27 protein-coding genes are annotated in these 24,119 nt (G+C 41.2%); 25 read left to right on the top strand and 2 right to left on the bottom strand.

Features of this window, described 5'->3' with window-relative positions; genetic code table 11:
• Positions 1–12 precede the first annotated feature (12 nt).
• The 14 genes from A3KS_RS22590 (at position 13) to A3KS_RS0110345 (ending at position 10,762) form a co-directional block, all read left to right on the top strand.
• Entirely contained in the window at positions 13–690 is a 678-nt protein-coding gene (locus A3KS_RS22590; protein WP_423219247.1) for a transposase, read from the top strand.
• Between the two features lie 156 nt (positions 691–846).
• Positions 847–1,059, top strand: coding sequence for a hypothetical protein (locus tag A3KS_RS0110410; protein ID WP_026394876.1), 213 nt, complete (start codon positions 847–849; stop codon positions 1,057–1,059).
• A 57-nt stretch (positions 1,060–1,116) separates the two neighbouring features.
• Positions 1,117–1,386 (top strand): type II toxin-antitoxin system Phd/YefM family antitoxin, encoded by a 270-nt coding sequence (locus A3KS_RS0110405; protein ID WP_026394875.1) that lies wholly within the window; start codon positions 1,117–1,119, stop codon positions 1,384–1,386.
• Positions 1,373–1,681, top strand: a complete 309-nt coding sequence (locus A3KS_RS0110400; protein WP_026394874.1) for a type II toxin-antitoxin system RelE/ParE family toxin — start codon at positions 1,373–1,375, stop codon at positions 1,679–1,681. The genes A3KS_RS0110405 and A3KS_RS0110400 overlap by 14 nt, the downstream gene beginning before the upstream one ends.
• Positions 1,682–1,821: 140 nt before the next feature.
• Positions 1,822–1,971 carry a DUF3990 domain-containing protein gene (locus A3KS_RS24220; protein WP_341349842.1) on the top strand — a complete coding sequence of 50 codons (150 nt, stop codon included), beginning with the start codon at positions 1,822–1,824 and terminating at the stop codon, positions 1,969–1,971.
• A 104-nt stretch (positions 1,972–2,075) separates the two neighbouring features.
• The gene (locus A3KS_RS24215; protein WP_341349841.1) at positions 2,076–2,285 is read left to right on the top strand and encodes a DUF3990 domain-containing protein; all 210 of its coding nucleotides are present in this window, start codon (positions 2,076–2,078) and stop codon (positions 2,283–2,285) included.
• Positions 2,285–2,740 (top strand): hypothetical protein, encoded by a 456-nt coding sequence (locus tag A3KS_RS0110390; RefSeq protein ID WP_026394873.1) that lies wholly within the window; start codon positions 2,285–2,287, stop codon positions 2,738–2,740. Before A3KS_RS24215 ends, A3KS_RS0110390 begins: the two co-directional genes overlap by 1 nt.
• A 239-nt stretch (positions 2,741–2,979) precedes the next feature.
• A complete protein-coding gene (locus A3KS_RS20840) occupies positions 2,980–3,903 on the top strand; it encodes an ATP-binding protein (protein ID WP_051355803.1) in 924 nt (307 codons plus the stop codon).
• Positions 3,904–4,448: 545 nt separating this feature from the next.
• The gene (locus A3KS_RS0110375) at positions 4,449–5,153 is read left to right on the top strand and encodes a Fic family protein (RefSeq protein ID WP_026394872.1); all 705 of its coding nucleotides are present in this window, start codon (positions 4,449–4,451) and stop codon (positions 5,151–5,153) included.
• 184 nt (positions 5,154–5,337) lie between these two features.
• Entirely contained in the window at positions 5,338–5,484 is a 147-nt protein-coding gene (locus A3KS_RS24285; RefSeq protein ID WP_423219246.1) for a hypothetical protein, read from the top strand.
• Between the two features lie 111 nt (positions 5,485–5,595).
• Positions 5,596–6,849, top strand: a complete 1,254-nt coding sequence (locus A3KS_RS0110360) for an ATP-binding protein (RefSeq protein WP_026394871.1) — start codon at positions 5,596–5,598, stop codon at positions 6,847–6,849.
• Between the two features lie 155 nt (positions 6,850–7,004).
• Positions 7,005–7,649 carry a nucleotide exchange factor GrpE gene (grpE, locus tag A3KS_RS0110355; RefSeq protein ID WP_026394870.1) on the top strand — a complete coding sequence of 215 codons (645 nt, stop codon included), beginning with the start codon at positions 7,005–7,007 and terminating at the stop codon, positions 7,647–7,649.
• Positions 7,650–7,670: 21 nt separating this feature from the next.
• The gene (locus A3KS_RS0110350) at positions 7,671–9,506 is read left to right on the top strand and encodes an Hsp70 family protein (RefSeq protein ID WP_026394869.1); all 1,836 of its coding nucleotides are present in this window, start codon (positions 7,671–7,673) and stop codon (positions 9,504–9,506) included.
• Positions 9,507–9,517: 11 nt separating this feature from the next.
• The gene (locus tag A3KS_RS0110345; protein WP_026394868.1) at positions 9,518–10,762 is read left to right on the top strand and encodes a J domain-containing protein; all 1,245 of its coding nucleotides are present in this window, start codon (positions 9,518–9,520) and stop codon (positions 10,760–10,762) included.
• 21 nt (positions 10,763–10,783) lie between these two features.
• Here A3KS_RS0110345 and A3KS_RS20835 read toward each other — a convergent pair whose 3' ends face one another.
• Positions 10,784–11,149, bottom strand: a complete 366-nt coding sequence (locus A3KS_RS20835; protein ID WP_084504963.1) for an EscU/YscU/HrcU family type III secretion system export apparatus switch protein — start codon at positions 11,147–11,149, stop codon at positions 10,784–10,786.
• The gene (locus A3KS_RS0110335) at positions 11,136–12,794 is read right to left on the bottom strand and encodes a hypothetical protein (protein WP_026394867.1); all 1,659 of its coding nucleotides are present in this window, start codon (positions 12,792–12,794) and stop codon (positions 11,136–11,138) included. Before A3KS_RS0110335 ends, A3KS_RS20835 begins: the two co-directional genes overlap by 14 nt.
• A gap of 377 nt (positions 12,795–13,171) precedes the next feature.
• On the opposite strand from A3KS_RS0110335, the gene A3KS_RS0110330 reads away from it, so the two are divergent.
• From A3KS_RS0110330 to A3KS_RS0110275, 11 genes are all read left to right on the top strand, one after another.
• A complete protein-coding gene (locus A3KS_RS0110330; RefSeq protein WP_026394866.1) occupies positions 13,172–15,313 on the top strand; it encodes a chemotaxis protein CheA in 2,142 nt (713 codons plus the stop codon).
• Between the two features lie 45 nt (positions 15,314–15,358).
• Entirely contained in the window at positions 15,359–16,171 is an 813-nt protein-coding gene (locus A3KS_RS0110325; RefSeq protein WP_026394865.1) for a CheR family methyltransferase, read from the top strand.
• 112 nt (positions 16,172–16,283) lie between these two features.
• Positions 16,284–18,188: a flagellar filament capping protein FliD gene (gene fliD, locus A3KS_RS0110320; protein ID WP_026394864.1), complete on the top strand. Its 1,905-nt coding sequence runs from the start codon at positions 16,284–16,286 to the stop codon at positions 18,186–18,188.
• 37 nt (positions 18,189–18,225) lie between these two features.
• Positions 18,226–18,618 (top strand): flagellar export chaperone FliS, encoded by a 393-nt coding sequence (locus A3KS_RS0110315; RefSeq protein WP_026394863.1) that lies wholly within the window; start codon positions 18,226–18,228, stop codon positions 18,616–18,618.
• A gap of 1 nt (position 18,619) precedes the next feature.
• Complete coding sequence (locus tag A3KS_RS0110310; protein WP_026394862.1) at positions 18,620–19,015, top strand: flagellar protein FliT; 396 nt, start codon at positions 18,620–18,622, stop codon at positions 19,013–19,015.
• Positions 19,016–19,384: 369 nt separating this feature from the next.
• Positions 19,385–19,792 (top strand): flagellar basal body rod protein FlgB, encoded by a 408-nt coding sequence (gene flgB, locus A3KS_RS0110305; RefSeq protein WP_026394861.1) that lies wholly within the window; start codon positions 19,385–19,387, stop codon positions 19,790–19,792.
• A gap of 2 nt (positions 19,793–19,794) precedes the next feature.
• On the top strand, positions 19,795–20,232 hold the full coding sequence (flgC, locus tag A3KS_RS0110300) for a flagellar basal body rod protein FlgC (protein WP_026394860.1): 438 nt from the start codon (positions 19,795–19,797) through the stop codon (positions 20,230–20,232).
• Between the two features lie 12 nt (positions 20,233–20,244).
• The gene (gene fliE, locus A3KS_RS20830) at positions 20,245–20,565 is read left to right on the top strand and encodes a flagellar hook-basal body complex protein FliE (protein ID WP_051355802.1); all 321 of its coding nucleotides are present in this window, start codon (positions 20,245–20,247) and stop codon (positions 20,563–20,565) included.
• Positions 20,566–20,709: 144 nt separating this feature from the next.
• Entirely contained in the window at positions 20,710–22,305 is a 1,596-nt protein-coding gene (gene fliF / locus A3KS_RS0110285; protein ID WP_026394859.1) for a flagellar basal-body MS-ring/collar protein FliF, read from the top strand.
• Between the two features lie 24 nt (positions 22,306–22,329).
• On the top strand, positions 22,330–23,334 hold the full coding sequence (fliG, locus tag A3KS_RS0110280) for a flagellar motor switch protein FliG (protein ID WP_026394858.1): 1,005 nt from the start codon (positions 22,330–22,332) through the stop codon (positions 23,332–23,334).
• Positions 23,327–24,109 carry a FliH/SctL family protein gene (locus A3KS_RS0110275; protein WP_026394857.1) on the top strand — a complete coding sequence of 261 codons (783 nt, stop codon included), beginning with the start codon at positions 23,327–23,329 and terminating at the stop codon, positions 24,107–24,109. Before fliG ends, A3KS_RS0110275 begins: the two co-directional genes overlap by 8 nt.
• Positions 24,110–24,119 lie beyond the last annotated feature (10 nt).

The following is a 24,119-nucleotide window of genomic DNA, read 5'->3' as shown; positions in this document are numbered from 1 at the left end:
CTGTTAGGCTATGTGATTATGGATAATCACTACCATTTGATTATCGAGACAAAAGAAATGCCGTTGAATAAAATCATGCAGAAAGTTAATAATTCCTACAGCAAAAACTACAATAAAAGACATAATCGTACGGATCACGTTTTTGGCGGCAGATATAAAGGTATTCTGATAAACGATGACAAATATCTTTTTACCNTACTCAGATACATTCACGCAAATCCGGTCAGAGCGAAGATGCATCACAATATGGCTGACTATGGCTGGAGCAGTGATCAGTTCTATCGCAATAACATTAAAAAGCAGGTGCATATTGATAAGATTTTAAAGATGTTTTCTGAAAACCGGACAGTGGCCTTGGTCGAATATAAAAATTTTATGGAACAGAAAGAAGACATTGTTAAGCTGAAAGATTTTTATGAAGCAGGTGCGGTTATTGGTGAAGNGGAACAGAAAAATGACAACCCTTCGGGAAGCTGCCNGTACAATGAGACCTTAGATGAAATTTTAAGACGTGTGGTTGCCAATGAAGAAGCATTTCAATTGATTAAGTCAGGATCAAGACAAAGATGCTTAAGTGACGATAAGATTTCTTATGTCAAAGCGGCGGTGGAACAGGGATACACCTTTAAAGAAATTGGTAAGAATATTGGGATATCCGCTGTCGCTGCCAATAAAATGTTAATAAGATGACTAATAGGGGGAGAAAGTGCTGGACACCTACTTATCCACAGATTTTAGTGCCAGACACTACTTCACTACTTTATAAACTTATTTGCATTTTGAATTTGATGTAGTAAAATAGTGTTGCAGGATGAATTTTATCAAGTTTGTTAATGGAAGTAATTGATGGGGAGAAAACCAAGGGTTGAATTTCAGGGAGCCATCTACCATGTGATCAAGCGGGGAAACAATCGGGACTATATCTTTCAGGAAAGAGAAGATAAAGAAGATTTTTTAAAATGCCTGGAAGCTGCCAATGAGGAAGATACCTTAGCTAATAAAATGAGCCTTAGGAATTCCCATGCTGAGTCAATTTACCATAATGATAGCTTGAACTAAAGGTAGAATTATCATATAATAATAGCATAATAATTAATGAAAGATGAGGAGGGAAAGATGATTATAAAATCTTCTACAGCATTAAGAAACGATTATGGAAAAATATCTACGCTTGCTCATGAAACGGACGAACCAATTTATATTACAAAAAATGGCGAAGGTGATATTGTGGTAATGAGTATCGAAGCTTTTGAAAAAAGAGAACAAATATTGAAATTACGTTCAAAAATTATGGCTGCAGAATTATCAAGAATAGCAGGAGAACAAACAATTACCTTAAGTGAAATGCGAAAAGCAATCGAGGAAAAATTTGATGTCGAATTATAAGGTGGAATTGCTTGCACCGGCAAAGAAAGAACTTGAGGAAATTGCAGAATATCATTTATTAGAGGTCGGTGTAAACTCAGCACGCAGAATTGTCGAAAAGATATTTAAGGCACTGGATCGACTTGAGGAATTCCCGTTATCCTGCCCACTGGTGCCTGATGAAGAACTAAAAAGTCAAAACTATCGAATTCTGGTTTGTGATCAATATATATGTATTTATCGGCTGTTGGGCGAAACGGTGTTTGTTTACCATATCGCATCTGGGGCAATAGAATATTCCAAGCTATTTAAGTAAAGAGTACATAAATGGATCGAGGCTGATCTTTAAAACAGCCTTCCTAATATTATCCTGATGCGGATATATGGGAAGACGGTTTAAATCGAGAAAGAGAGATTTCAAACAGCAACAAGATCTTATGGAAGGGCGTTTCTGATATGGGAAAAATGACGGTTTACCACGGTGGCAATATGATCGTTAAGAATCCAAAGATCATAGAAGGAAAAAACTCAAAAGACTTTGGACGTGGATTCTACTGTAAAATTATCAGGGAACGGGGGGGGACGTTGGGCAAAGCGTTACGATAGACCGATAGTAAGTATTTATACTGTAAGAATGAATACCTGCCTGAATATTCTTGAGTTTAAGGAAATGACGGATGCGCGGCTTGATTTTATAATTGACTCCCGGAATGGAACAGCACATGACTATGACATTGTTCATTGGCGCAATGGCAAACGACCAGATTTACAACTATATTGCCGACTACATTGATGGTGTTATCACTCGGGATCAGTTCTGGTCATTAGCAAAGTTTAAATATCCGACACACCAAATCAATTTTTGCTCTATTGAAGCACTGATGTGTCTTGAAGTTGTATCTGCAGAGGAGGGTTCCTGATGATCGGAAGAGAAAGTCAAGAAGCAAATAATCTGTTTTTTACATGTAGTTTAATTGAATACATCGCCAGAAAAACTAAAAACAAACGGTCTGTCACCGTCGATGCTCTCGGCCGAACTGCAGTTGAAAAGATTTATAATTTGGCGGATATTTACCACAGTGACAATATCGAAACCGTCAGTGATGACTTTATCGATAAATCCAATATCACAATTGGTTCTTATGACAATATTTCAGCTGCTAAATATGCAGTGCCAAGCTATTGGGATATTGGTAAGGTGTATAAGCGTGTGATTCTCGGCATTGCAACAGAAAAAGGTCTACCCGTCGTGGATGCCCTATTTGAAGCCTATCATTCTTTTGTCAGTGAAAAAATAGATGATTACAACAGCAGTTTCTACTATGAAGCTCCCCAAAATATTTTGAACGCTTTTTTGGATGGGAAAATTGAATAAGGAATAGGTGCCTGATAGTGCGCCAAGATAAGGGCGTTTCATATAGTGGGTGGGATTCCCACTGAGCAAGGTTTAGCAAACCACTCATAGCGAGTCTTGGACACCAACGAGTAACTGATGGTGTTAAGCGTAGACAGTTAGGTAGTAGGCGGTAAGCATTATGTTGAAGGGATTGAGCATCGAAATACTTATTGTCACCTGGGGGCTGCTTTCTTAGGGGCGGGACAACGGTTCAACAAATGAACAAAGAAATGATTGATTCGTTGTATTCAAAACGAATTAGAAATTCATTGGGACAGCTTGTTTCACCACGTCAGGATTTATCATTCAAACAACTTAAAATATTCTATGAAGAGAATGGGTTTGATTTAAACGATAAATTTCTGAATAATTTAGAATTATATACGGAAAATAATAAGTTTAATTACGCTGCTTATTTGCTGGCTGATGAAAATGGAATTTCTATGAAAGTTGCAAAATATTCGGGTACAGATAAAGTAGATTTAATTGAAAATGCGGAATTTGGATATTGCTCACTGATAAAAGCTACGGAGAGCGTTCTTAACAAGTTAGAAATTGAGAATATTACAAAGACTAAAATCACTTCAACCGTTCGTAAAGAAATGCGTCTTGTTGACCCAACGGCACTTAGAGAAGCTGTTATTAATGCTATAATTCACAATGAATATACAAATGGAATACCACCTGTTTTTGAAATATTTGCTGACAGATTTGTGATAACCTCGTCAGGAGGACTACCTCAAGAACTTAACCAAGCTGAATTCTTTGATGGCATTTCGGCACCACGGAACAAGGAATTAATGCGAGTATTTAAAGACGTTAAACTCGTTGAACAGCTCGGCTCTGGGGTTCAGAGAATATTGAAAATGTACGATAGAAGCATTTTTAAATTTAGCCCAAATTTTTTAAAGGTAAGCTTTCCAAGGGAGAATGTCGGGGAGAATGCTTTTAAGCTGAACAGCACTCAAAAGAGCATTATTAATCTAGTCAAGTTAGATAAGCACATGACTCAGGCAGATCTTAGCAAACAGCTGAATAAATCAGTCAGAACGATTGAAAGAAACATGAAAAAACTGCAAGAAGCTAAAATAATTGCCCGCATTGGGTCCAGTACTACAGGTCATTGGGAGGTTCTCGAATGATAGGAATGATAGAACAGAAAGTGGGAGCACAAGAGAAAGATCTATGTGAGCATCTTCGAATTGAGGCAAGAACTTAGCTATACAGTGTAAATGATAGTATGAGGAGCCGTGTGCGTTAATTGCGCCAGCACAGTTCTGTGAGGAGCGCAAAGCCAATCACTTTCCGTGAGAGGCCTGCGTTTACTCGACCCAATTTATCCATTTCCGGCAAAGTTTATCATCGAGAACGAAAGAGTTTATGCAGAAAACAGCAATAAAGCGCATTTTTATTCGACGGAAAATCCGACGGGATCGAGGGAATAGCAGTCGATTGGCGGGACTGCCTGAGTGCCTGAAAGTGCGCCAAGATAAGGGCGTGATGATTGGTCACATAATTCATGTACACTGGATTCCCGAAATTTATTACGATAGAGGATCAATCCCCAAGGCTTCATAAAGTTCCTTACTTCGCGCACTGCGGTGCGCGCAGTAAAAAAACAAACCTGCTTGTCTTTTACTGCGTATACTATTTAGAAAAAATCAATATTAAAATTGAGGGTGAATCAATGGAGAATAAAATTAAGTTATCACAAAGAGCAAATGTTTTCCTTGCAAAAAAAAAGCTGGTTCAGAATATATACATCGGCGCAAAACTGGAAGGTTCAAATATTACATTTCCTGAAACACAAACAATTCTTAATGGAGTCAACGTATCGAATGTAACGCTCGATGATATTCAAACGGTTTTAAACTTACGGGATGCCTGGCGTTATATGCTAGCTCACATCGATGAACCTGTTGATCTTGACTATATTTGCAAAGTTAATGAATATGTTGCCAGAAACGAAAGTCTTGAGTGGGGTGTCCTTCGATATGGTCAAGTTGGAATTTCAGGAACGGATTATCAACCACCAATCCCTAAGGTTGATCAGGTAAAACAGAGATTGTCTGAAATTATAAATCCAGCAGCTTCCGCAACAGAACAGGCGCTCAATTATTTTCTTTACGGAACCCGTTCTCAACTTTTCTGGGATGGCAATAAGCGTAGTAGCCTATTAATAGCAAATAAAATCCTAATTCAAAAAGGTGCAGGCATTTTGCTGATCAGCGATCAAAATCTACTTCGTTTCAATCAGGAACTGGTTGATTATTATAATACTGGAGAAGGAAAAAATTTAAAAAGATTTTTATACGAGGTCTGCATTGAGGGGATGGAAATGGAAAATCAAGCAGATTCATCACCTGAACAACAGGAAGGACTAGAAATTTAACTTCGCGCACTGCGGTGCGTGAAGTTAAAAGAAGCAAAAATAATTGCCCGCATTGGTTCCGATACAACCGGATATTGGGAGATTCTCGAATGATTGAACAGAAGGTGGGAACACTGAGGGGTGGTTTAGAATCTGCTGAAAAAAACGCGCAAATTAAAGAGGTGATAATCGGCCTAACAGTGATATTGATCTAGCCATCTTTAGTAAAAGCAGTTCCAATCTGGAAGTGGCCAATTTCAATCAAGAAGAAATAGCCGATGAAATATGCGATCGAATCATAAATACCCATTTTCAGGAGCTCAAAGCTCTTTCACAACGTTTGCAGCAGTAATTTGGGGGAGTGTTGATTATTCAGTTATTGACAAAACGAAGCAATCCGACTAAAATAAAATCAGATATTATTTTAGTCGGATTTTTTATTTAAAAGAATGAGGTGATAGCGATGTATATTAAACGCGCAGCGGAAGACGCAGTCAAGCAGATTATTCAGACTTTTCCGGTTCTTTTGGTAACGGGGCCCAGACAGGTGGGGAAATCAACAATGCTTCAAAATCTGGCTGAAAGTAATCGACAAATCGTTACTCTCGATGATCCGGATGTCCGTTATTTGGCCAAGAACGATCCGGCCCTGTTTATGCAGCGGTATACAGCACCGGTTCTGATTGATGAAATCCAATATGCACCAGAGTTGCTGCCTTATATTAAAATGGAAGTGGATCGAAACAAAAAAAACGGCGAATATTGGCTGACCGGTTCCCAGGCGTTTCATCTGATGAAAGATGTCAGCGAGTCGCTTGCTGGCCGGGTGGGTATTGTCAATCTTCTTGGTTTATCTAACAGCGAAGTATCGGGTGTAGCGTCGGAAGTTTTTTCGACTGATCCCAAGCAACTGATGAGACGAATGGAGACCACCAAAAAGCAAGGGTTGAATGAAATATTTGAACGAATCTTCAAAGGATCGATGCCACGTTTGTATGCCGAAGATAATGTAGACTGGGAAACCTACTATCGCTCCTACGTCGAGACCTATCTACAGCGTGATATCAGAGATCTGACCCAGGTGGCCAATGAAATGTCTTTTTATCACTTCATGACAGTTGTGGCAGCAAGAACGGGTAAACCGGTTGTTTATGAAGAGATTGCCAGCGAGTCGGGAATTTCCGCTCCGACGGCAAAGAAATGGCTTTCCATTTTGGTTTCCTCTCATATTATTGCGATGGTACAACCTTATCACAACAATGTTTTAAAACGAGTCACGAAAATGCCGTTACTCCATTTTCTTGACACCGGTCTCTGTGCCTACCTGCTTAAGTGGGGCAATCCTCAGGCCCTGGAAAAGGGGCCGATGGCGGGGGCCTTTTTTGAGAGCTACACATTCTCTGAAATTTACAAGAGCTTCTTGAATGCCGCAAAGGAGCCGCCGATCTACTACTATCGCGATAAAGATAAGAAAGAAATTGATTTGTTGATTCTGGAAAATGGAATACTCTATCCCATCGAAATTAAAAAAGCTGCTTCGCCAGGCAAAACGGCGATTAAGCATTTTGATGTCTTGAAGCCAGTAACAGAGCCGGAAAAGTTCGGCAGTCTGGCACAGCTGAAAATTGAAGTGGGAACAGGCAGTGTCATTTGCATGGCGAACGATCTATTGCCAATCAACGAAAAGAATTGGTATGTACCTGTCTGGCTGATTTAGAATAAACTCTATATTTGCATCTTGCGAGCAATGGTGTATACTGATTGTCAAGACACTTTGATTGACGGAATGATTGACGGTACCTGCCACCAACTTATCAACTTATAAATTGTCTGACAAAATAATTGAACTGAGAAAGGAAATGGAGCAAAATAGTGAGCTGGAAATTTTGGAAGCAGGAGCAGCCGCTTCAGAATGATAAACTTGACTGTATTTCTGACGGTCTGAATCAGCTGTTGGCAGCACCGAATGAACAGCCGTTTGAGCGGCTGGAGGAGCGAATTCAGGAAAATGCTGAGCTGATCAATCGGCTATCGCGATTACAATATAAAATGGGCCAGGATTTAATCAACAAGGTGACGCCAATCTATGAAAATCTTGGCGATCTAACACAGCTTTGCCAGAAAGGGCAGGCGAGTACCGAGCTGGCCATCCGGGAAAACAGCAACCGGATGCTGGTGTCAACCCTGATCGAATCGATCGATACCATCGATGGGGTGCTGCAGAACAGCCGGGAAAACATTCCCGATGAATGGCAGGCCTTCTTAAGCGCCCTGCAGGGTTCGGAGTTGGAAGGGTTGGCAAAGGTGGGAATTCGTGAGCTTGAACTCCTGGGATCAAGTTTTAACCCGATCTTCGCCGAAGCGGTGGAGGTCAGAACAATTGCTGAACTGGCAGATCAGAATAAAGTACGGCAACCCTATGAGGTGATCGAAGTCATTCGTCGGGGGTTTATTGATGGTGAAGGAAAAGTGATCCGAAAAGCTCAGGTAATGACACTCAGTAACAGCAACGAATAATAAAAGAAAGAGACAGTAACTATGAATAATGAGTTAACGAGAAAGCGCCCCATTGTGGGAATCGATTTGGGCACAACCAATTCGTCAGTTGCCTATATCAATGCCAACGGTGAACCGGAAATTATTCCTTCATTTAAAGGTGAAAAATTAATTCCCTCAGTCATCATGATTGGCTTAAATAATCAGGTCGTCGTCGGACAGGATGCCAAAGATGCGGTCATTGCGATGCCGGAACGAACACTGACAGCAATCAAACGGAAGATGGGCCAAAAATCCGAACTGACGATTGCCGATCGTCGGCTGCTGCCAGAGGAAGCCTCGGCCGTTATTTTAAAAGAACTGAAAAAGTATGCCGATGCCGCCATGGGTGAAGGTGAAAAGGAAGCCGTTATTACGGTGCCGGCTTACTTTACTGATGAACAGCGCCGGGCGACTAAACAGGCCGGTGAAATTGCCGGGTTTGTGGTGGAGCGGATTATCAATGAACCAACAGCCGCTGCGTTGGCTTATGGACTCAACAACCTCAAGAAAAAGGCCAATATTCTGGTTTATGATTTGGGTGGTGGCACCTTTGATGTTTCAGTTGTTGAGATGATGAAGGGCATTCTGGAGGTAAAAGCTTCGGCAGGTAACAATTTTCTGGGCGGTGAAGATTTCGACTGGAAGCTGGTTGATTTTCTGGCTGAGTATATGATTGATACCGATGGCATTGATCCCCGAACCAGCATTCAGGCCAGGTATATCTTAAAAACCGAGGCTGAAAAAATAAAAATACAGCTTTCTAAAAAAGCGGTGGTTGAGATTGCCATTCCTATCGTTGTGGTCAAGGATCATAAGCCGTTGGGAATCTATACCCAAATCACCCGCGATCAATTCGAAGCGATGATTAAGGGGTATCTTGATGAAACGATGCTACTGGTAAAAAAAGCCCTGGACGATGCCCAATTGGATGTTTCTGAAATTCGCGATGTATTGCTTGTCGGCGGTTCCACAGCGATTCCTAAAGTCGGGCAGTTGCTACAGGAATACTTTAATAAAAAACCGAAAAAAGAGATCCATCCGGACGAGGCGGTTGCCTTGGGGGCGGCGGTTCAGGCTGGTATTAAGTCGGGTCTGCTGCTTAAACAGCAGTTAATTGCCACTGATGTTGCGCCTTTTGCGATGGGCATTGCGGTTTTAAAGGTTGATGACGATGACCAGCTGAAACCCGGCGGCTTTCAAAAGATTATTGACCGAAACACCACCATTCCAGTCCGCAAGACCGAACCATTCACCACCTGCGGTGATGGACAGAGCACCGTTTCGATTGAAGTGTTTCAGGGGGAAGACGAATGGGTCGAACACAATCATTTTCTGGGCGAATTTCAAGTCGACGGGATTCCACCAGCACCAGCCGGGATGGAAGGTATTAATGTCAGCTTTTTTTATAATATTAACGGCATTCTGGAAGTAACCGCCGAATTGGAGTCGACGGGAAAGAAAGTTATTGTCAACATGCAAGATGAGCTGCAACGGGACTCGATGGAGGTCTTTCGAGCAAGTGTCAAGAAAATTGAAGCTCTGCTGGAAACAAAAACAGCAGAGCACCAGAGCAATCAAGCTCAGATCAGTTTTATCGATGCATTTGATTTTCAAGCGCAGGGGGATTTTGGCTACCCAGGGCTGGAAAATCAGGATCTGGAAACCCTGAAACAGGAGCTTAAGCAGCTCAAAACGGATTTGTTAGCTAAGATAACCCCGGTCGAAGATCAGGTGCTTCAGTTAATTGATGCGGCTATGGCCACACAGGAAAGAAGCGCTGTTGTTGAAGCGATTGAAGAAGCAACCGACTTGCTGATTAAACTGGATTTGGATTAGGGAGCGGCAGGATGTTTAAAAAAGGTGTTTTTGACCGACAAAAAAGGAACCGGCTGGAAGATTACTACAAGATTCTGGGAACAACTGCCAAGGCTGGTCCGGAAAAAATTAAAGAGCGATATTTTGAAAAAGTAAGAGCGTTTCCACCGGAAACCCACCCGGAAGAATTTCAGCAGATCAGAAAGGCCTATGAAACGCTGAAAAATCCCGACGAGCGGCGAAAATATGATGTGCTGAGAAAATTTGGGCCAAAAATTGAAAAAGAAATGAACAATGCCATGATTCAGGTCATGACCGGGGATGATAAGAGGGCTCATCAAACATTGTCGAAAATAATCGAAATGGATCCGGATAATATCCAGGGGTATTTAATTAAGGCAGAGTTGTACCTGGCCCAGGGTAAATTGACGGATTTCGAAAAATATTTCCAAAAAGCAATTGAGAAGTTAAACCCGGAAGATTGTGAAGACTTTTCCTTTTTAAAGCTTAAATTGCTGGTGGATCATGGTTTTCTGGAAGTGGCGCTGAAGGAGATGATCCGCTCAAAAGTACAATATCCGGCATCGACAACGCAGTTTGATCAAATTGCTATTCCAATTTATAAGGGCTTGCGGGATTATGAAAATCTGTGGCAGGTTACTTCTAAGTTAGTGCCACCAATCAAAGAAAGTGAACCCGATCACATCTATCTGATGATTGACTGGCTAATTGCGGGACTGGAACTCGAGAAGAAGACGGAAATCAACCACATTATCAGTCGCATGAAAAAACTGCTCCGCTTGATTGAGGATCAGGAAGAGCAGGCTTATTTAACAAGTGTTTTTGTTGATGAATATGGTGCTTATCATGACGCAGGGCGTTTTGAAGACGCAATGGCGTTTATCGAGCTGGCCTTGTTTATCGATAAAAATGACAGAGATCTGCAAGCGTTAAAAAAAGAACTGGTGCCATTGGTAGCGCTGGATAGCGGGATTCGACGTCTGGATCGTGATTGCTATCTGATTCCCTATGTAAAAGTTGTTGCATTGAAACATTTTTATGAAAGCTGCGATGTCGAACCGGAAGAAGGGTTTAGCGAGGATTATTATCAAACAATTGCGGAATATAAAGATTGTAATGAAGAGATTGCCTGGGCAATTATGCAGATCAAAAAAAGATATCCCGCTGTCTATAAAGCGTTTCAAAGCGAGTGGGAAACCTTGTTTGCAAAACACACTGCCGGTTTGAATCGTGAAGCCAAGCGGAGCCTGAGATAAGTGTTGCAAGACCATCGGAAATCAGAACAACCGATCTCCGACATCATTTCCCTCGGCCAGATTCAGGAGCGACACATAAATATTAACGACAATCTGAAACAACTCCGGCGGGATTTCCTGGCCCATCTGGAGCTTCGACAGCAGGGTCGCAGCGGAGTCATCGTGATAGATGGGGATGCCGTTTTGTTCAGCAACATTTAAAATATTCTGGGCGACAAAACCTGTCCCGGCGGCAACAATCACGGGGGAATTGTTTTTCTCGGGATCATAGCGCAGGGCTGTTACCTTGAGCGGTTTGTCCGGATCGCTGGCGTTATTTTTTTTTATCTGGCCGTCCTGAATATGGACGGCCTTTTTAATTGTTTTTTTATCCTTAGATGGAGACATCGAGACCTACCTTTCTGAAAGCCAGTTTAGGGAAACGTTGCAGGATGGTCTGGCTTTGTATGTATTCACCGACACCATAACCGGTCAGGGAATAGCCCTGCTCCTCGACAATCGTTTTTAACTGTTCTCTGGTGGCTTTTAATGTTTCAACCAGCGGCGCCGGTGATTTGATATTTAGGGTAATATTTTTATCTCTGGCCAGCAGCTCCACCTCAAAGTTTCCATATCGATCGGATTGAATCGTAAAGAAAATATCGGTGGCGTTTTCGGCGTTCCCTTTTTCACCTTTTTTGGCAGTGGGGTCTTTGTCCACAAAAAATTCGCCGTAAGAGTTTTCATCCAGAAACCGCAAGGGAATCAGAAAGTGCATGATCGTAAAGATCGGACTTTCATTTCGCACCATCGTTTCTAATAAATTCTGGGCCGAATTGATAATTTTGTTGGAATTTTTTTCATCCAGGGCCTGCTCCAACAGTTGGGCCAGCGCAACCTTTTCGCCTTCGCCGGGATTACGTGAAGATGATTCCAATCGCTCCGATAAAATTTCGGCTTCTTTGGCGTGCAGAAAAAGCTGGTTCTTCATATCGACAATCTCGGCATCGGTCAAGCTGGAAAGCGGTTTTAAAGCCTGGGAAAACCGCATCACCGTAGATTCCAGCAGCTCAGGATTCCCTTTGTCATAGCGGACAATATGATCGATAATGGTTGCCACGGATTGATAGGTTTTATCGCTATAAGCCTGAGATTGTAAAATTTGACGAAGGGCTGGAATGGTCTCGTTTTTGAGTAGCTGCTGAATTTCCTGATAGTTAAGATTTTTAGTGCCTAACAAGGTTTCGATTCGTGACAAGCGCTGTTCTAATTGATCACCTAGTTTACCATTCTGGGCGGCCTTCAAATTGATGATATTTTGTAGCTCTTGAGTGGGTTGCGTTTTTTTTGTGGTCGCGGATTCTAAGTTAAGCAATCTGTTAATGTCTAATTCATCGGAGGCGGATTTGTTGATCAGTCCTTTATTGTTCAGCGCTGTTTGATCGTTTGACTTACTTAAAACCGCTTCCAGTTTTATCAGCTGCTGTTCAAGTAAGGCCCGTTCTTTAGACGGAAGTGTCATCAGTAAGCGGCTGGTTTCTAAAAAGATACCATTAAGGGTCTGATTTCGATTGATATAGGCATCATAATGCCTGAGAATCGACACGATCGCATCTTTTAACTGGGGGTACCCTTCCAGTTTAGCCAGTGATCGCAGACTATCAAAAAAAGATCCTTTAAAGACGGAATCGGTTTTATCCCGCAACAGGAGCTCACTTAAAAGATCCTGAGAGTTGATAAAAAGACCGTCCAATAGTTCCTTGGGAAGGGCACCGGCTGAAGATTCAAAAAGCTGAGAGATCAGCACCAGTTTACGCAACGCATCGGCCTCGGCGGTGGTGCTGTTCATCAGCGGTTTTAGAATTTCTTTTTGTAAATTCTGGAACAGCGTTTCGCGGAAGCTCTCCTTTTGGTAGTTTTCTGAAACAGGTTCTATTTTGACAGCGTTATCAAGGTTATTGATGTCAAAAAGTGAATCGGTGGGGGTGTGTTTACTTGGTATATCGTTGACTTTTGGGGTGGATACGGTTGAGGTGATTTTGATACTATCCAACAGAGAGCTCCTTTCTATTTGTGCTAAGATAAATTTGCGGGTAAACGAATGGTGATCATACGTTACTTAATGTTTAGATTATACTGTATTAGCAAAAGATAATCAATCATTTCAGAATTGATTTTAAAAGTAGATCAGAATCGATCAAGTTTTGTTTAGTATTTTAGATAGTTCTAAGGAATCTCCTGATTTTGTCGATATAATAAAAGATGAATAATTTAATGCTCGGAATTTAGATGAAAATTACATCGCTTAGGCTGATAAAGTCCTGTAACTTGGGGTATATTATAAGAGATAAAAAAATAAAGTGCATTTAATACAAAAAGCCGATATAATAAAATAAGATAAAAATTTCGTGTATATAAAGGATGGACAAAATGAGTAATTATGATTCTGGAAATGATTCCATTTTAGAGATGTATATTTTTGAATCGGAAACACTGCTTGATCAATTAGAGGAAATTTTACTTCAATCTGAAGACAATGCGGAACTGACACCGGATGACATTAATGAAATCTTCCGGATTATGCATACCATAAAAGGCTCTTCAGCGATGATGGAATTTGATATGCTGGCCCATTCCTCACATAAGTTGGAGGATCTGTTTTTCGTAATTCGGGAAAACGGAATCAAGCAGGAGGACTTCGGGGATTTGATGGATCTAGTTCTCAACTTCTCGACATTTTTAAAAGGTGAAGTTGAGAAAATAAAAAATAACGAAACCCTGTTGGATGAAAATGAAGAATTAATTGTCGAAACAGATGCGTTTTTAAATCGGATCAAAGGATTATCGCAGGATCCCGCTGTAAAAGCGCAGGCAGAAATCATCGGATCTTCGGATGATGATGCATCAACAGTGTTGGAAACGACAGTTGAAGATGATTTGTTTGGTGATATGAGTTTTGATGAGCTTGTCAATGACGATAGTGAGCTATCTGAAGAACCTGCTGACTTCGTTTTGACCAATGAAAAACCGAATGTTTATTGCATCCATACCCGCTTTAATGAAGACTCGCAAATGGAAAACATCCGCGCGTTTATGCTGGTTAACAAACTGGAATCTATCGGCAAGGTATCAAAAACGATTCCGGAGCAATTGAATAATAATCCGGAAGCGGCTGGGATTATCTTGAAGAATGGTTTCTATTGTCATGTTGAAACAAAGGCCGACAAACAGACGATCGAAAATATCGCTTTAAGTATTCTATCGGTTAAAAGCATTGAATTTCTCGATTGTTCCCAGGAAGAAGTTGCGGAACTGGAAATTGAGGCAAAACCTGAGGTTGCTGAGATCGGTAAAAAAGCGCCGGAAAAAGTCAATGATGCGAATAAGCAAAAAAATAACGTCCAAAATCTTATCAGCGTCGATCTGAATAAGCTGGATACGCTGATGAATCTGATTGGTGAGATCGTTATTACCGAATCGATGGTCTTTGGCAGCGTTGGGATGGAAGGCAAACGGGATGAGAGTTTTGAAAAAGCCTCGACCCAATTGCAGAAACTGACCGATGAATTACAGGACATCGTCATGTCGATCCGGATGATTCCAATTGCTGGTACCTTCAAAAAAATGCAACGGATTGTTCGAGACGTTGGCAAAAAGCTGAAAAAAGAAGTTGAATTCATCACGATGGGTGAAAGTACCGAGGTTGACAAAACCATCATCGATGGAATTGCCGATCCGCTGATGCATCTGGTGCGAAATGCCATGGATCATGGCCTTGAAAGTGCTGAAGAACGAATTGCTGTCGGGAAAAACCCGGTTGGCAAGGTCATTCTATCAGCTCAGAATGTTGGTGGCGATATTATTATTTCGGTCAGTGATGATGGCAAAGGTCTCGATCCGGCAGGGATACTGGAAAAAGCCAAAGAGAAAAAATTGTTGGTCAAACCAGAAGAAGAATATTCCGAAAAAGAAATTCTCAATCTGATCATGGCCCCAGGTTTCTCTACCAAAGAAACGGTTACTGAGTTTTCGGGACGTGGAGTTGGGATGGATGTGGTCAAGAAGAACATCGAAAAGGTTGGCGGATCGATTTCCATCGAAAGTGAAAAAGGATCGGGTACCAATATTTTCCTGAAAATTCCTTTGACTTTATCGATTATTTCCGGGATGGAAGTTCTGGTTGGGGAAGACATTTATGAAATCCCGATCAGCAATATTCGGGAAACATTTAAGATTACTTCCAACCAGTTGATTAAAGATCCGGACAACAACGAAATGGTTATGATTCGTGGGGTATGTTATCCACTGATTCGCCTTCATGATATTTTTGAAGATAAAAAGTGCGAAACGCATATTGAAGATGGTATTTTAATGCTGGTGGATTCTGGCGATACATTTGCCTGCCTGTTTATGGATGATCTGATTAAGAAACATCAGATCGTTGTTAAGCCGATTCCCAAGTACCTGAATCATTATTCAATTAAAAACTCAGGGATTGCCGGTTGTACGATTTTAGGAAATGGCAGCATCAGTCTGATTGTTGATATCCCGGCTATTTTAGACCACTACTAGAATAAATTTAAGATTAGTTTAAAGATAAACTTATGAGGTAAGAAAATGATAAAACTTAAGGAAGACGAATTTCAGGCGATCACAACCTACGTGCATTCCAACTACGGTGTTGATTTACGAAAAAAGCGACACCTGATTGAGGGGCGCTTGAGTCACTATGTTTCCCAACTGGGTTATGACAACTATATGGATTATTTTGAGTATGTAAAAAACGATAAAAAGAACGATGAAATCAGTGTGCTCATTAATAAGCTGACCACCAATCATACCTATTTTTTACGGGAAAGCGAACATTTTGATTTCTACAAACAACAGGTTCTTCCTTGGGTGGACGAAACAACCAAAACCAAAGATCTGCGGGTTTGGAGTGCTGGCTGCTCTTCGGGCCAGGAACCCTATACGCTGGCCATGATTACCCATGATTATTTAGGCAGTAAGGTAAACTCATGGGAGAGTACCATCCTGGCATCTGACATTTCAGACAAGGTCTTAATGACTGCTAAATCCGGGGTTTACTCCAAGGAAGAGCTCTCTAAGATTCCCATGGAATGGAAGCGGAAATATTTTATGGATTACGATGAAGAGTATTTGTCGGTTACGGACCCGATCAGAAAAGGGGTCGCTTATCGAAACTTTAATCTGCTGGCCCGGTTCCAGTTTAAAAAACCCTTTCATGCGATATTTTGCCGAAATGTGATGATTTATTTTGATAAACCCACAAAAAACGACGTTGTTCAGAAATTTTATGATGCGTTGCTGCCGGGGGGCTACTTTTTCATTGGACAAAGTGAGTCGCTGGCATCGGTTGATCATTCTTTTAAATATGTAAAACCGTCTATTTATCAAAAAGAAGGCTAAAGTTTTTTTGACAGGGGACGATATATCATGTAACGAACAAAAAAACGATAAAAAACTAAAACTATAACAGAAAAATAAAGTGATTAAAAAATTAAGTTTGGAGGGATAGAAAATGGCAACTTCAGTAAATTCATCAACAAGTACATTATCAACGTTGTCAGCCAAAACCGGAATGGCTGGCTTGGTTTCTGGCCTGGATACGGATTCTTTGGTCGAAAGCCTGACAAGTGCCAGTCGTTCGAAGATTACGAAACAAGAGCAGAATATACAAAAATTGGAATGGAAGCAAACATCATATCGTAACGTTTCAAAAATTCTTAAAGAATTTCAAAGTAAGTATCTGGATGTATTATCGACTACAAATTTCAGAAGTGCGGCGATGTTTAGTTCAGTCAGCGCAACTTCTTCCTCAACAAAGGTTGCGGCATCTACTACGAGTGCGGCATCAGCGGGATCGATAACGATTAATGCCATTACTCAATTGGCGACTAATCAGACAATAAAGAGTGACGAAGGTGTATCCAAACCCTTAAGTGGCACCTTAAATCAGGCGTCATTGCTAACCGGCATTGATGTAACGAACAGCAAATCATTTTTGATGAAACTGGATGGTACTGTTAAAACGATTACCCTCGATCAGGCCTTTGTTAATGCAGTTGGGGGCTCGTCCTTTAAAGAAGCACTGCAAGCAAAAATAACAACTGCCTTTGGGAAAAAAGATGCAACGAATCCATTGGTCGAGGTTGATTTAGCGGGAGATCAACTATCTTTTAATGCGACAGAGGGCTCAACTTTGTCAATCCATGCATTAAACGATGATACCGCAACGTTGGGCTACCTGGGACTGGAAGACAAGCAGTCCAATAAAATGACCACAAGTATGTCGCTGGAAGATTTGAAGTTTACCAATGCGCTTGTTCCGGGAGCTGACGGAAAAGTGAAACTTACCATCAATTCAATTGATTTTGAATTTGCTAAAACTGAGAGTTTATCGTCTGTTATGAGTAAAATAAATGCCAGCGAAGCTGGCGTGAACCTGACCTATTCATCCATTAGCGATCAGTTTACCATGACTGCCAAAAACAGTGGCGCAGGCGATAACATTAACATCACAGAAACCCCGGGAAATGGGAATCTGATGACGGCACTTGGTTTGACAACCGGCGTTGGCGGTACCGGGGCAACTGAAACACTCGGTAAAAATGCCATACTGTCGGTTAATGGCAAGGAGATAATCAGAACATCAAATACAGTTGATGTCGATGGAGTGAAACTTGAGCTCAAGGAATTATCAGCCGATGCGATTACAGTGACCTCTAAGGCTGATGCAACCAGCCTGAAAGAAAAAATTACAAACTTCGTTAATGACTATAATAGTATGATTGAAACCATGAACAAATTGGTGAAGGAAGATTATGACGCTAAGTATCCGCCGTTGACCGAAGAACAAAAGGCAGATATGAGCGAAAAAGAAATTGAAGCATGGGAAAAGAAGGCAAAGGTTGGGCTTTTACGGAGTGATCCGCTGATAAAAGGTATTGCTAGCCAGATGCAGACAATGATATATGGAAGTGCTGTAAAAGGTGGAATCAGCCTATATGATCTTGGTATTACATCTGCTGGTTATGCTGAAAATGGCAAGTTGAAAATCGATGAGGATAAGCTCACCGAAGCCATTGAAACAAAGGGAAATGCCATTCAGGAATTATTTACGACGGCCGACACTGGTTTGGCGCAACAACTGAATAATATTATTAACAGTGCAGCTAAAACATCCGGCGTTAAAGGAACGCGAGGCTCTTTAATTGAAATGGCTGGTTATGACTCGACGCTATCTAATACAGAAAATAGCATTTATGATAATATAACAAAAACAAATAAGAGCATCAACGATTTAAAAACGAAATTAAAGGACCAGGAAACTTACTATTGGAATAAGTTTTCAGCTTTGGAAACTGCTTTGCAGCAATTGAATAACCAAAGTTCAATTCTTACACAATTTTCATCTGGGGCATAAGCGAGATCGGTATCATTGATAGAAAGGAGGAATTGTCATGCAATATGCAAATGCTTATCAGGAGTCCAAAAGATATGCCATTGAAAGTTTATCAAAAGGCGAAGTGGTGGTGAAACTTTTTGAAGAAGCCACAAAACAACTGAAAATGGCCATACTGTTTACTGAGCGTGAAGAAAACGTGAAAGCTTTTAATGCTATCGGAAAATGTCAAAAGATTATTTCTTCTTTAAATCTGTCTTTGGATATGCAATATCCGATTTCTATTGAGCTTAATGAAATGTATGGGTTTATCCATACAAAGCTAGGCGAGGTTGGTGTAAGTCGGGATCTTCAACTGATGAATGATCTTTGGTCTTTAATCAGAGATTTGAAAGATTCTTTTAAAGAAGCCGAAAAAATAAATAATTCAATAAAACCTCGAGGACTTTAAAATGAATGAACAGCCATCCGAATTTTGTCAGGAAAAAATTCAAATTTTAAAAGACTATGTGGAAAAGGGCGAAGAGATTATCAGTAAGATTGAAGACTGGGAATCGCTTGCTGCTATACTGGAAGAACGGGATGAACTGATTGTTAAACTACAAAAGCTGGAATTGAAAATTTGTGAAAATGGCAGTGGTAATGGCTGCAGTTTGGAACAGAAAAATCAGATCGATAATCTGGTGAAATTGATTCTTGATCTTGATAAAAACTGTATTCATCTGATTAAAGCCGAACAGCAGAAGACCCTGCAGGAATTAAAGAAAAACCAACAGAATCAGAAAGTGGCCGATTATGAAATCAGTTTGACGCCAAGCTATGGGACATTTCTGGATGCAAAAAAATAAATAGTGTGCAATACCTTAAAAAAAGCAGCCATGGTTGCTTTTTTTTGCGTGACGCAATATAATAAGTTACATTGATAAAACGATAATATTATGATATTGATTTATTGTCTTTAAGCTTGGTTGTTCAACAAATAATTAGTGAAAATTCAAAAATAATTAAAGAAAACTAACTTAATTCCAACTAAAATAGCGCATAAATCTATTTGTTGTTTTTTAGAACTTATGGTATTATGGTAATATGCAATATTATTGTAATATACGATTTAAAAATGACTTACAAGAAGGTTTGGTTTTAACAAAAGTATGAAATAATAAACAATATAATTCAGGCTGGCAATCAGACCAGCATAAAGAAAGAAGGAGGATACAATGATTGGTGATTCAATAACCTCTGCCTTATATCAAAAAGCCCTGGATGGCACCTGGCAAAGACAAAAGGCTACCAGCAATAACATTGCTAATTCAGAAACACCGAGTTATAAAGCGATTAAAGTCAATTTTGAAGATTCATTAAAAGCTGAGATCAACAAACTTCAAACGACTTCCAAGTCGAGTAGTACCGGTTTTCTTGATAAAATGGAGAGTATTCAATCCATTGAGGATTCCCAAATCAGTGTTTACGAAGGCGCCACGTCCAGCCGGTTGGATGAAAACAACGTCGATCTGGAATCGGAAAACATTGATATGTCAAAGTCGGTATTGCAGTATTACTATCTGGTTCGGGGTGTTACCGATTCCTATTCAAGATTAAAATATGGAATTAATGGAGGGAAATAGCAATGAGTTTCTTAAGTTCTTTTAATATTTCAGGATCTGGTATGACGGCGCAAAAGTATCGATTGGATATTATCGCCCAAAACATTGCCAATGCCCAGGTTACCAGAACCGAAGATGGGGAACCCTATCGTCGAAAAATGACGGTTTTGAGTAGTGTCAGTACCGGAACCTTTCAGGATGCCCTAAAAACAGCCACTGGTGTGGTTCAAAAAGATGGGGTCCAGGTTGAGGCCGTTATCGATGACCCATCGGCGTTAGTGCCGGTTTATGATCCAACCCATCCTGATGCCAATGCTGAGGGCTATGTCATGTATCCCAATGTGAACACGGCTCAGGAAATGACTGATGCCATGGGCGCCAGCCGGGCTTATGAAGCCAATGTAACGGCGTTTAATGCCACAAAATCAATTGTGCTAAAGGCCCTGGAAATTGGCCGATAAAAGGAGAAAATTATGTTTATAGTACCCATGAATTCAATTATTGGCACAACAGGGATTAGCTCCGTTGCCGGAAATGCCGCAAATGCGGCAACAGCTGCGGAAACCGGTGTTGCCGGAGATTTTAAAAATGTCTTGCAGGACGTTATTAATAATGTGGAAGAAACGGAAGCAGCAACTAAGGTTGATGCCTACAATCTTTCAATTGGCAATATGGATGATATGCACACCATGATGATTAATACCGCCAAAGCAGATGTTGCATTGCAAACCATGGTTCAACTTCGCAATAAGGTGTTAGAGGCTTATCAGACCGTTATGAACACAGGCTTGTAAACTTGAGTGTGGCGAAACAATATCTAAGACTGGCTGAGGATATCGATCAGAAAAATTCGTTTAATGATCAGTATCCCTTGTTTGAATGCACAGATTTAAGAAAGATCACTGACATAAAATATTTTGGATGGATGAAAAAAGACGATGAATGAGAAAATTAAGGGCGTTTTAGAAAAAATAAAAAACTTCTGGACCGGAACATCCAAAAAAGTCAAAATCTTGATGATTGGCGGGGTGGTCCTGGTTTTATTGGCGTCCATCGGCCTGACAGCACTATTAAATTACAAAGAATACGTTCCCCTTTTTGAAGATCTGACTCAGGCTGAAACCACTGAAATCATGGCGGCGCTGACTGAGATGGAGGCGGATGTCAAGCTTGATGCCGGTGGCAACATTATGGTCCCGAAAGAGGATGAGGCACAGATCCGGATGGAGCTGGCAACCGCGGGTTACCCTAAAAATGGCTTGAGCTATTATGTTATCCAGGATAATAGCAGCATGCTTTCCACTGATTACGAGCGAAAACAGTATGAAAACATGCAATTACAGGAACGGATTGGGGCCAGTATTAAAACCCTGGATGGGGTTAGTGACGCTATTGTAACCATTTCGGTGCCGACTGAGAATGTTTTTTATTTGCAGGAAACGGAAGCGACCACCGCATCGGTGATCATTCATTTAGAAACAGGGAGTACCTTATCAAAAGAACAGATTTCGGGAATCCAGAATCTGGTCGCTAAGTCCGTGGCTGGTCTGACCACCGATAATATCGCCTTAACCGATGGTAACGGAAATGATCTGGTTAATAATTTGGCTGCTGCCAATGGTGGCGAGTCCAAGATGAAACTGACCAAGGCGATTGAAAATGATCTTACCCAAAAAGTGAATAACGTCTTAGATGGACCTTATGATCCTGATCAATATAAGGTATCCGTAACGGCAACGCTTAACACCGATGCCGTTAAACAGGAAGCAACAGTTTATACACCGTCACCGGATGGTGATAATTCCGGTGTCATTAATCAGGAGTCCTCCAGTCTGGCCATTTCCAATGAAGACGGAACCGTGGGCGGAGTTGCTGGAACGACTGGGAATACGGATGTCACAACCTATGCCCAGAATGCCTTAACGAATGGTGGAATTGTCACTGGGATTAATGAAAACACCACCTACTCCGTGAGTCAGGAAATAACCCAAACCGAAAAACTGGATCCTGCCATTGAAACCGTGTCGATTGGGATTGCCATTAATGATCCGGCAATGACCCCGGTAGCCCGGGAAAACCTGGTCCAACTGGTGGCTTTTGCGGCTGGGGTAACTCCCCAGAGCGTTACCGTCCGTAACTTTGAATTTGTTCAGGCGGAAGAAGAACCCGTCGCAGAGCCAATCTTTACCACCGAACGCTTACTGGTATTTGGCGGGATCGGCGCTGGTGTACTGTTGCTGTTGCTGATACTGCTGTTTGTTTTGACCCGCGGTAAAAAGAAAAAGGCTGATGGTAAGGACAAGAAAAAGAAGCGGGGCAAACGCGGGAAAGGTGCAGAAGAAGCTTTTGTTACCGATGAAGATGCCGAAACAGATGAATTGTTTGGGGCTCTGGCAGCAGAGCGTTTAGACTCGATTGAACCGATTCATCCCCTTAAAGACGATAAAAAGGAAAAAATTAAAGAGTTTGCAACCACAAATCCAGAAATTGCGGCTCAGTTATTTAAATCATGGCTGAAAAATGAAAGTGAATAATACGCATGAAGGATGTCGACGAATATGGATGTTAGTTTAACACCAAGACAAAAAGCAGCCCAGGTGGTTATTTCGCTGGGTGCAGATATTGCTTCCAGCATTTATAAGCATTTGCAGGAAGACGAAATTGAAATTTTAACCTACGAGATCACCCGTCAGGAAAGTGTTCCTCCAGAGGTGGCAGATCAGGTTATTGACGAATTTTATGGTCTTTGTGTGGCCCAGAAGGTCTACATCGAAGGTGGTGTTAATTATGCCCGAAATGTCCTGGAAAAAGCGTTTGGGGTACAGCAAGGCAGCGCGCTGTTAGAGCGGGTAACCAAAACCCTGCGGACAAAAGCCTTTGAGTTTATTCGTAAGGCAGATTATAAAAATTTAATGAACATGATTATGAACGAACATCCCCAGACGATTGCCCTGGTTTTGTCCTATGCCCGGGCCGATCAGGCATCAGCGATTATTTCTGAATTACCCAAGAGCATTCGGGTCGAAGTAGTCGAGCGGATTGCCCGGATGGACCGGACCTCACCTGAGATTATCAGACAGGTGGAAACTATTCTGGAACGTAAATTTGAGTCAGTTGTATCCTTCGATTTACTTGAAGTTGGTGGGATCAACTATATTGCTGAAATTATGAACAACATTGATCGTGGTACTGAAAAATACATCTTTGACGAGCTTAGTAAAAACGACGCCAAACTGTCTGAAGAAATCAGAAAACGGATGTTTGTATTTGAAGATATCGTTATTCTTGACTCGATGTCGATTCAACGCTTTTTACAGGAAGTTGATACCAAAGAAATGTCAATTGCTCTTAAGGGGGCAAACAAAGGTGTTGCGGATGTTATTTTCGCTAATATGTCCCAGCGGATGGGTGAAACGGTCAAAAGCGAAATGGAATTCCTGCATAATGTCAGGGTTCGAGATGTAGAAGAAGCACAACAGAAGATCGTTTCGGTTATCAGAAGACTGGAAGAAGAAGGCGAAATTGTAACATCTAAGGGTGGAAAGGACGAGATCATTGTCTAGTATTGTAAAAGCTAAATGGGTTTCTCAAATAACGGCACCAGTTGTTCTGCCGGTTGCACATCAGCCTGAAACAGAAACTGACAACGAAGGTCACGTCATTCATAATGAAGAAATAGCTGAAAATAGAATCGACCATGATGAAAGCGTCGAAGCGATGCATGCGGCCAATGAGCTGATGAAGGAAGCGATCAGAGCCAGTCAGGAGATTAAAGAAAAATCTCAGGAAACCGGTTATCAGGAAGGCTTTTCCCAGGGCTATGCGACAGGACATGAAGAAGGCTTGCAAGATGGTACCCAGGAAGGTTTTCAGGCGGGCCTTAAAGAAGGTCTGAATGAAGGCCTGGCTCAGGCGGCAGCGGAAATAGAAAATAAACTACGGGAAATAGACGAAATCCTTGAACAAATCAATCTTGAACGGCAGCGGGCACTTGACAATCAGGAACAGGAGTTACTGGACATCGCTTTTGAAATTGCCAAAAAAATAATGAAACATCAGGTTCAGGAAGATCGGGATCTGTTTTTAAAGTTCTTTGATGAGGTGATTCACGGGGATGAAGAGAATCTGAAAATCTATTTATCTGAAAATCAAAAAACCCTGGATCTTCATATCAATAAGGAAATGTCAGAAAAACTGAAAAAACTGGCAAAAAAATCAAAGGTGATCATCCTTAAGGACGAGGATAAGATCATGGTGGAAACCAATGATTCGGTCATTGATATGAGTCTGCCGGTGCAATTGGATCAATTGGAGAAAGCCATCGAACAGAGTTCGTAACTGGAGGCGA

Origin of the sequence: Acetobacterium malicum subsp. dehalogenans DSM 11527 (genome assembly GCF_000472665.1) — a bacterium.
In the GTDB taxonomy this organism is placed as follows: domain Bacteria; phylum Bacillota; class Clostridia; order Eubacteriales; family Eubacteriaceae; genus Acetobacterium; species Acetobacterium malicum.
Note: the sequence above shows the minus strand (reverse complement) of the source record. Positions and strands in the feature narration are given on the sequence as shown.

Bases quoted from the DNA above. Each gene is read 5' to 3' on its own strand.
- A3KS_RS0110325 (WP_026394865.1), top strand. From the start codon at position 15,359: ATGATAAAACTTAAGGAAGACGAATTTCAGGCGATCACAACCTACGTG.
- A3KS_RS0110390 (WP_026394873.1), top strand. From the start codon at position 2,285: ATGATCGGAAGAGAAAGTCAAGAAGCAAATAATCTGTTTTTTACATGT.
- flgB (WP_026394861.1), top strand. From the start codon at position 19,385: ATGATTGGTGATTCAATAACCTCTGCCTTATATCAAAAAGCCCTGGAT.
- A3KS_RS0110400 (WP_026394874.1), top strand. From the start codon at position 1,373: ATGTCGAATTATAAGGTGGAATTGCTTGCACCGGCAAAGAAAGAACTT.
- A3KS_RS24215 (WP_341349841.1), top strand. From the start codon at position 2,076: ATGGAACAGCACATGACTATGACATTGTTCATTGGCGCAATGGCAAAC.
- A3KS_RS20840 (WP_051355803.1), top strand. From the start codon at position 2,980: ATGAACAAAGAAATGATTGATTCGTTGTATTCAAAACGAATTAGAAAT.
- A3KS_RS0110405 (WP_026394875.1), top strand. From the start codon at position 1,117: ATGATTATAAAATCTTCTACAGCATTAAGAAACGATTATGGAAAAATA.
- A3KS_RS0110315 (WP_026394863.1), top strand. From the start codon at position 18,226: ATGCAATATGCAAATGCTTATCAGGAGTCCAAAAGATATGCCATTGAA.
- A3KS_RS0110345 (WP_026394868.1), top strand. From the start codon at position 9,518: ATGTTTAAAAAAGGTGTTTTTGACCGACAAAAAAGGAACCGGCTGGAA.
- fliE (WP_051355802.1), top strand. From the start codon at position 20,245: ATGTTTATAGTACCCATGAATTCAATTATTGGCACAACAGGGATTAGC.
- A3KS_RS20835 (WP_084504963.1), bottom strand. From the start codon at position 11,149: ATGTCTCCATCTAAGGATAAAAAAACAATTAAAAAGGCCGTCCATATT.
- A3KS_RS24220 (WP_341349842.1), top strand. From the start codon at position 1,822: ATGGGAAAAATGACGGTTTACCACGGTGGCAATATGATCGTTAAGAAT.
- fliF (WP_026394859.1), top strand. From the start codon at position 20,710: ATGAATGAGAAAATTAAGGGCGTTTTAGAAAAAATAAAAAACTTCTGG.
- A3KS_RS0110375 (WP_026394872.1), top strand. From the start codon at position 4,449: ATGGAGAATAAAATTAAGTTATCACAAAGAGCAAATGTTTTCCTTGCA.
- A3KS_RS0110310 (WP_026394862.1), top strand. From the start codon at position 18,620: ATGAATGAACAGCCATCCGAATTTTGTCAGGAAAAAATTCAAATTTTA.
- A3KS_RS0110330 (WP_026394866.1), top strand. From the start codon at position 13,172: ATGAGTAATTATGATTCTGGAAATGATTCCATTTTAGAGATGTATATT.
- fliD (WP_026394864.1), top strand. From the start codon at position 16,284: ATGGCAACTTCAGTAAATTCATCAACAAGTACATTATCAACGTTGTCA.
- A3KS_RS0110350 (WP_026394869.1), top strand. From the start codon at position 7,671: ATGAATAATGAGTTAACGAGAAAGCGCCCCATTGTGGGAATCGATTTG.
- A3KS_RS0110360 (WP_026394871.1), top strand. From the start codon at position 5,596: ATGTATATTAAACGCGCAGCGGAAGACGCAGTCAAGCAGATTATTCAG.
- flgC (WP_026394860.1), top strand. From the start codon at position 19,795: ATGAGTTTCTTAAGTTCTTTTAATATTTCAGGATCTGGTATGACGGCG.
- fliG (WP_026394858.1), top strand. From the start codon at position 22,330: ATGGATGTTAGTTTAACACCAAGACAAAAAGCAGCCCAGGTGGTTATT.
- A3KS_RS0110410 (WP_026394876.1), top strand. From the start codon at position 847: ATGGGGAGAAAACCAAGGGTTGAATTTCAGGGAGCCATCTACCATGTG.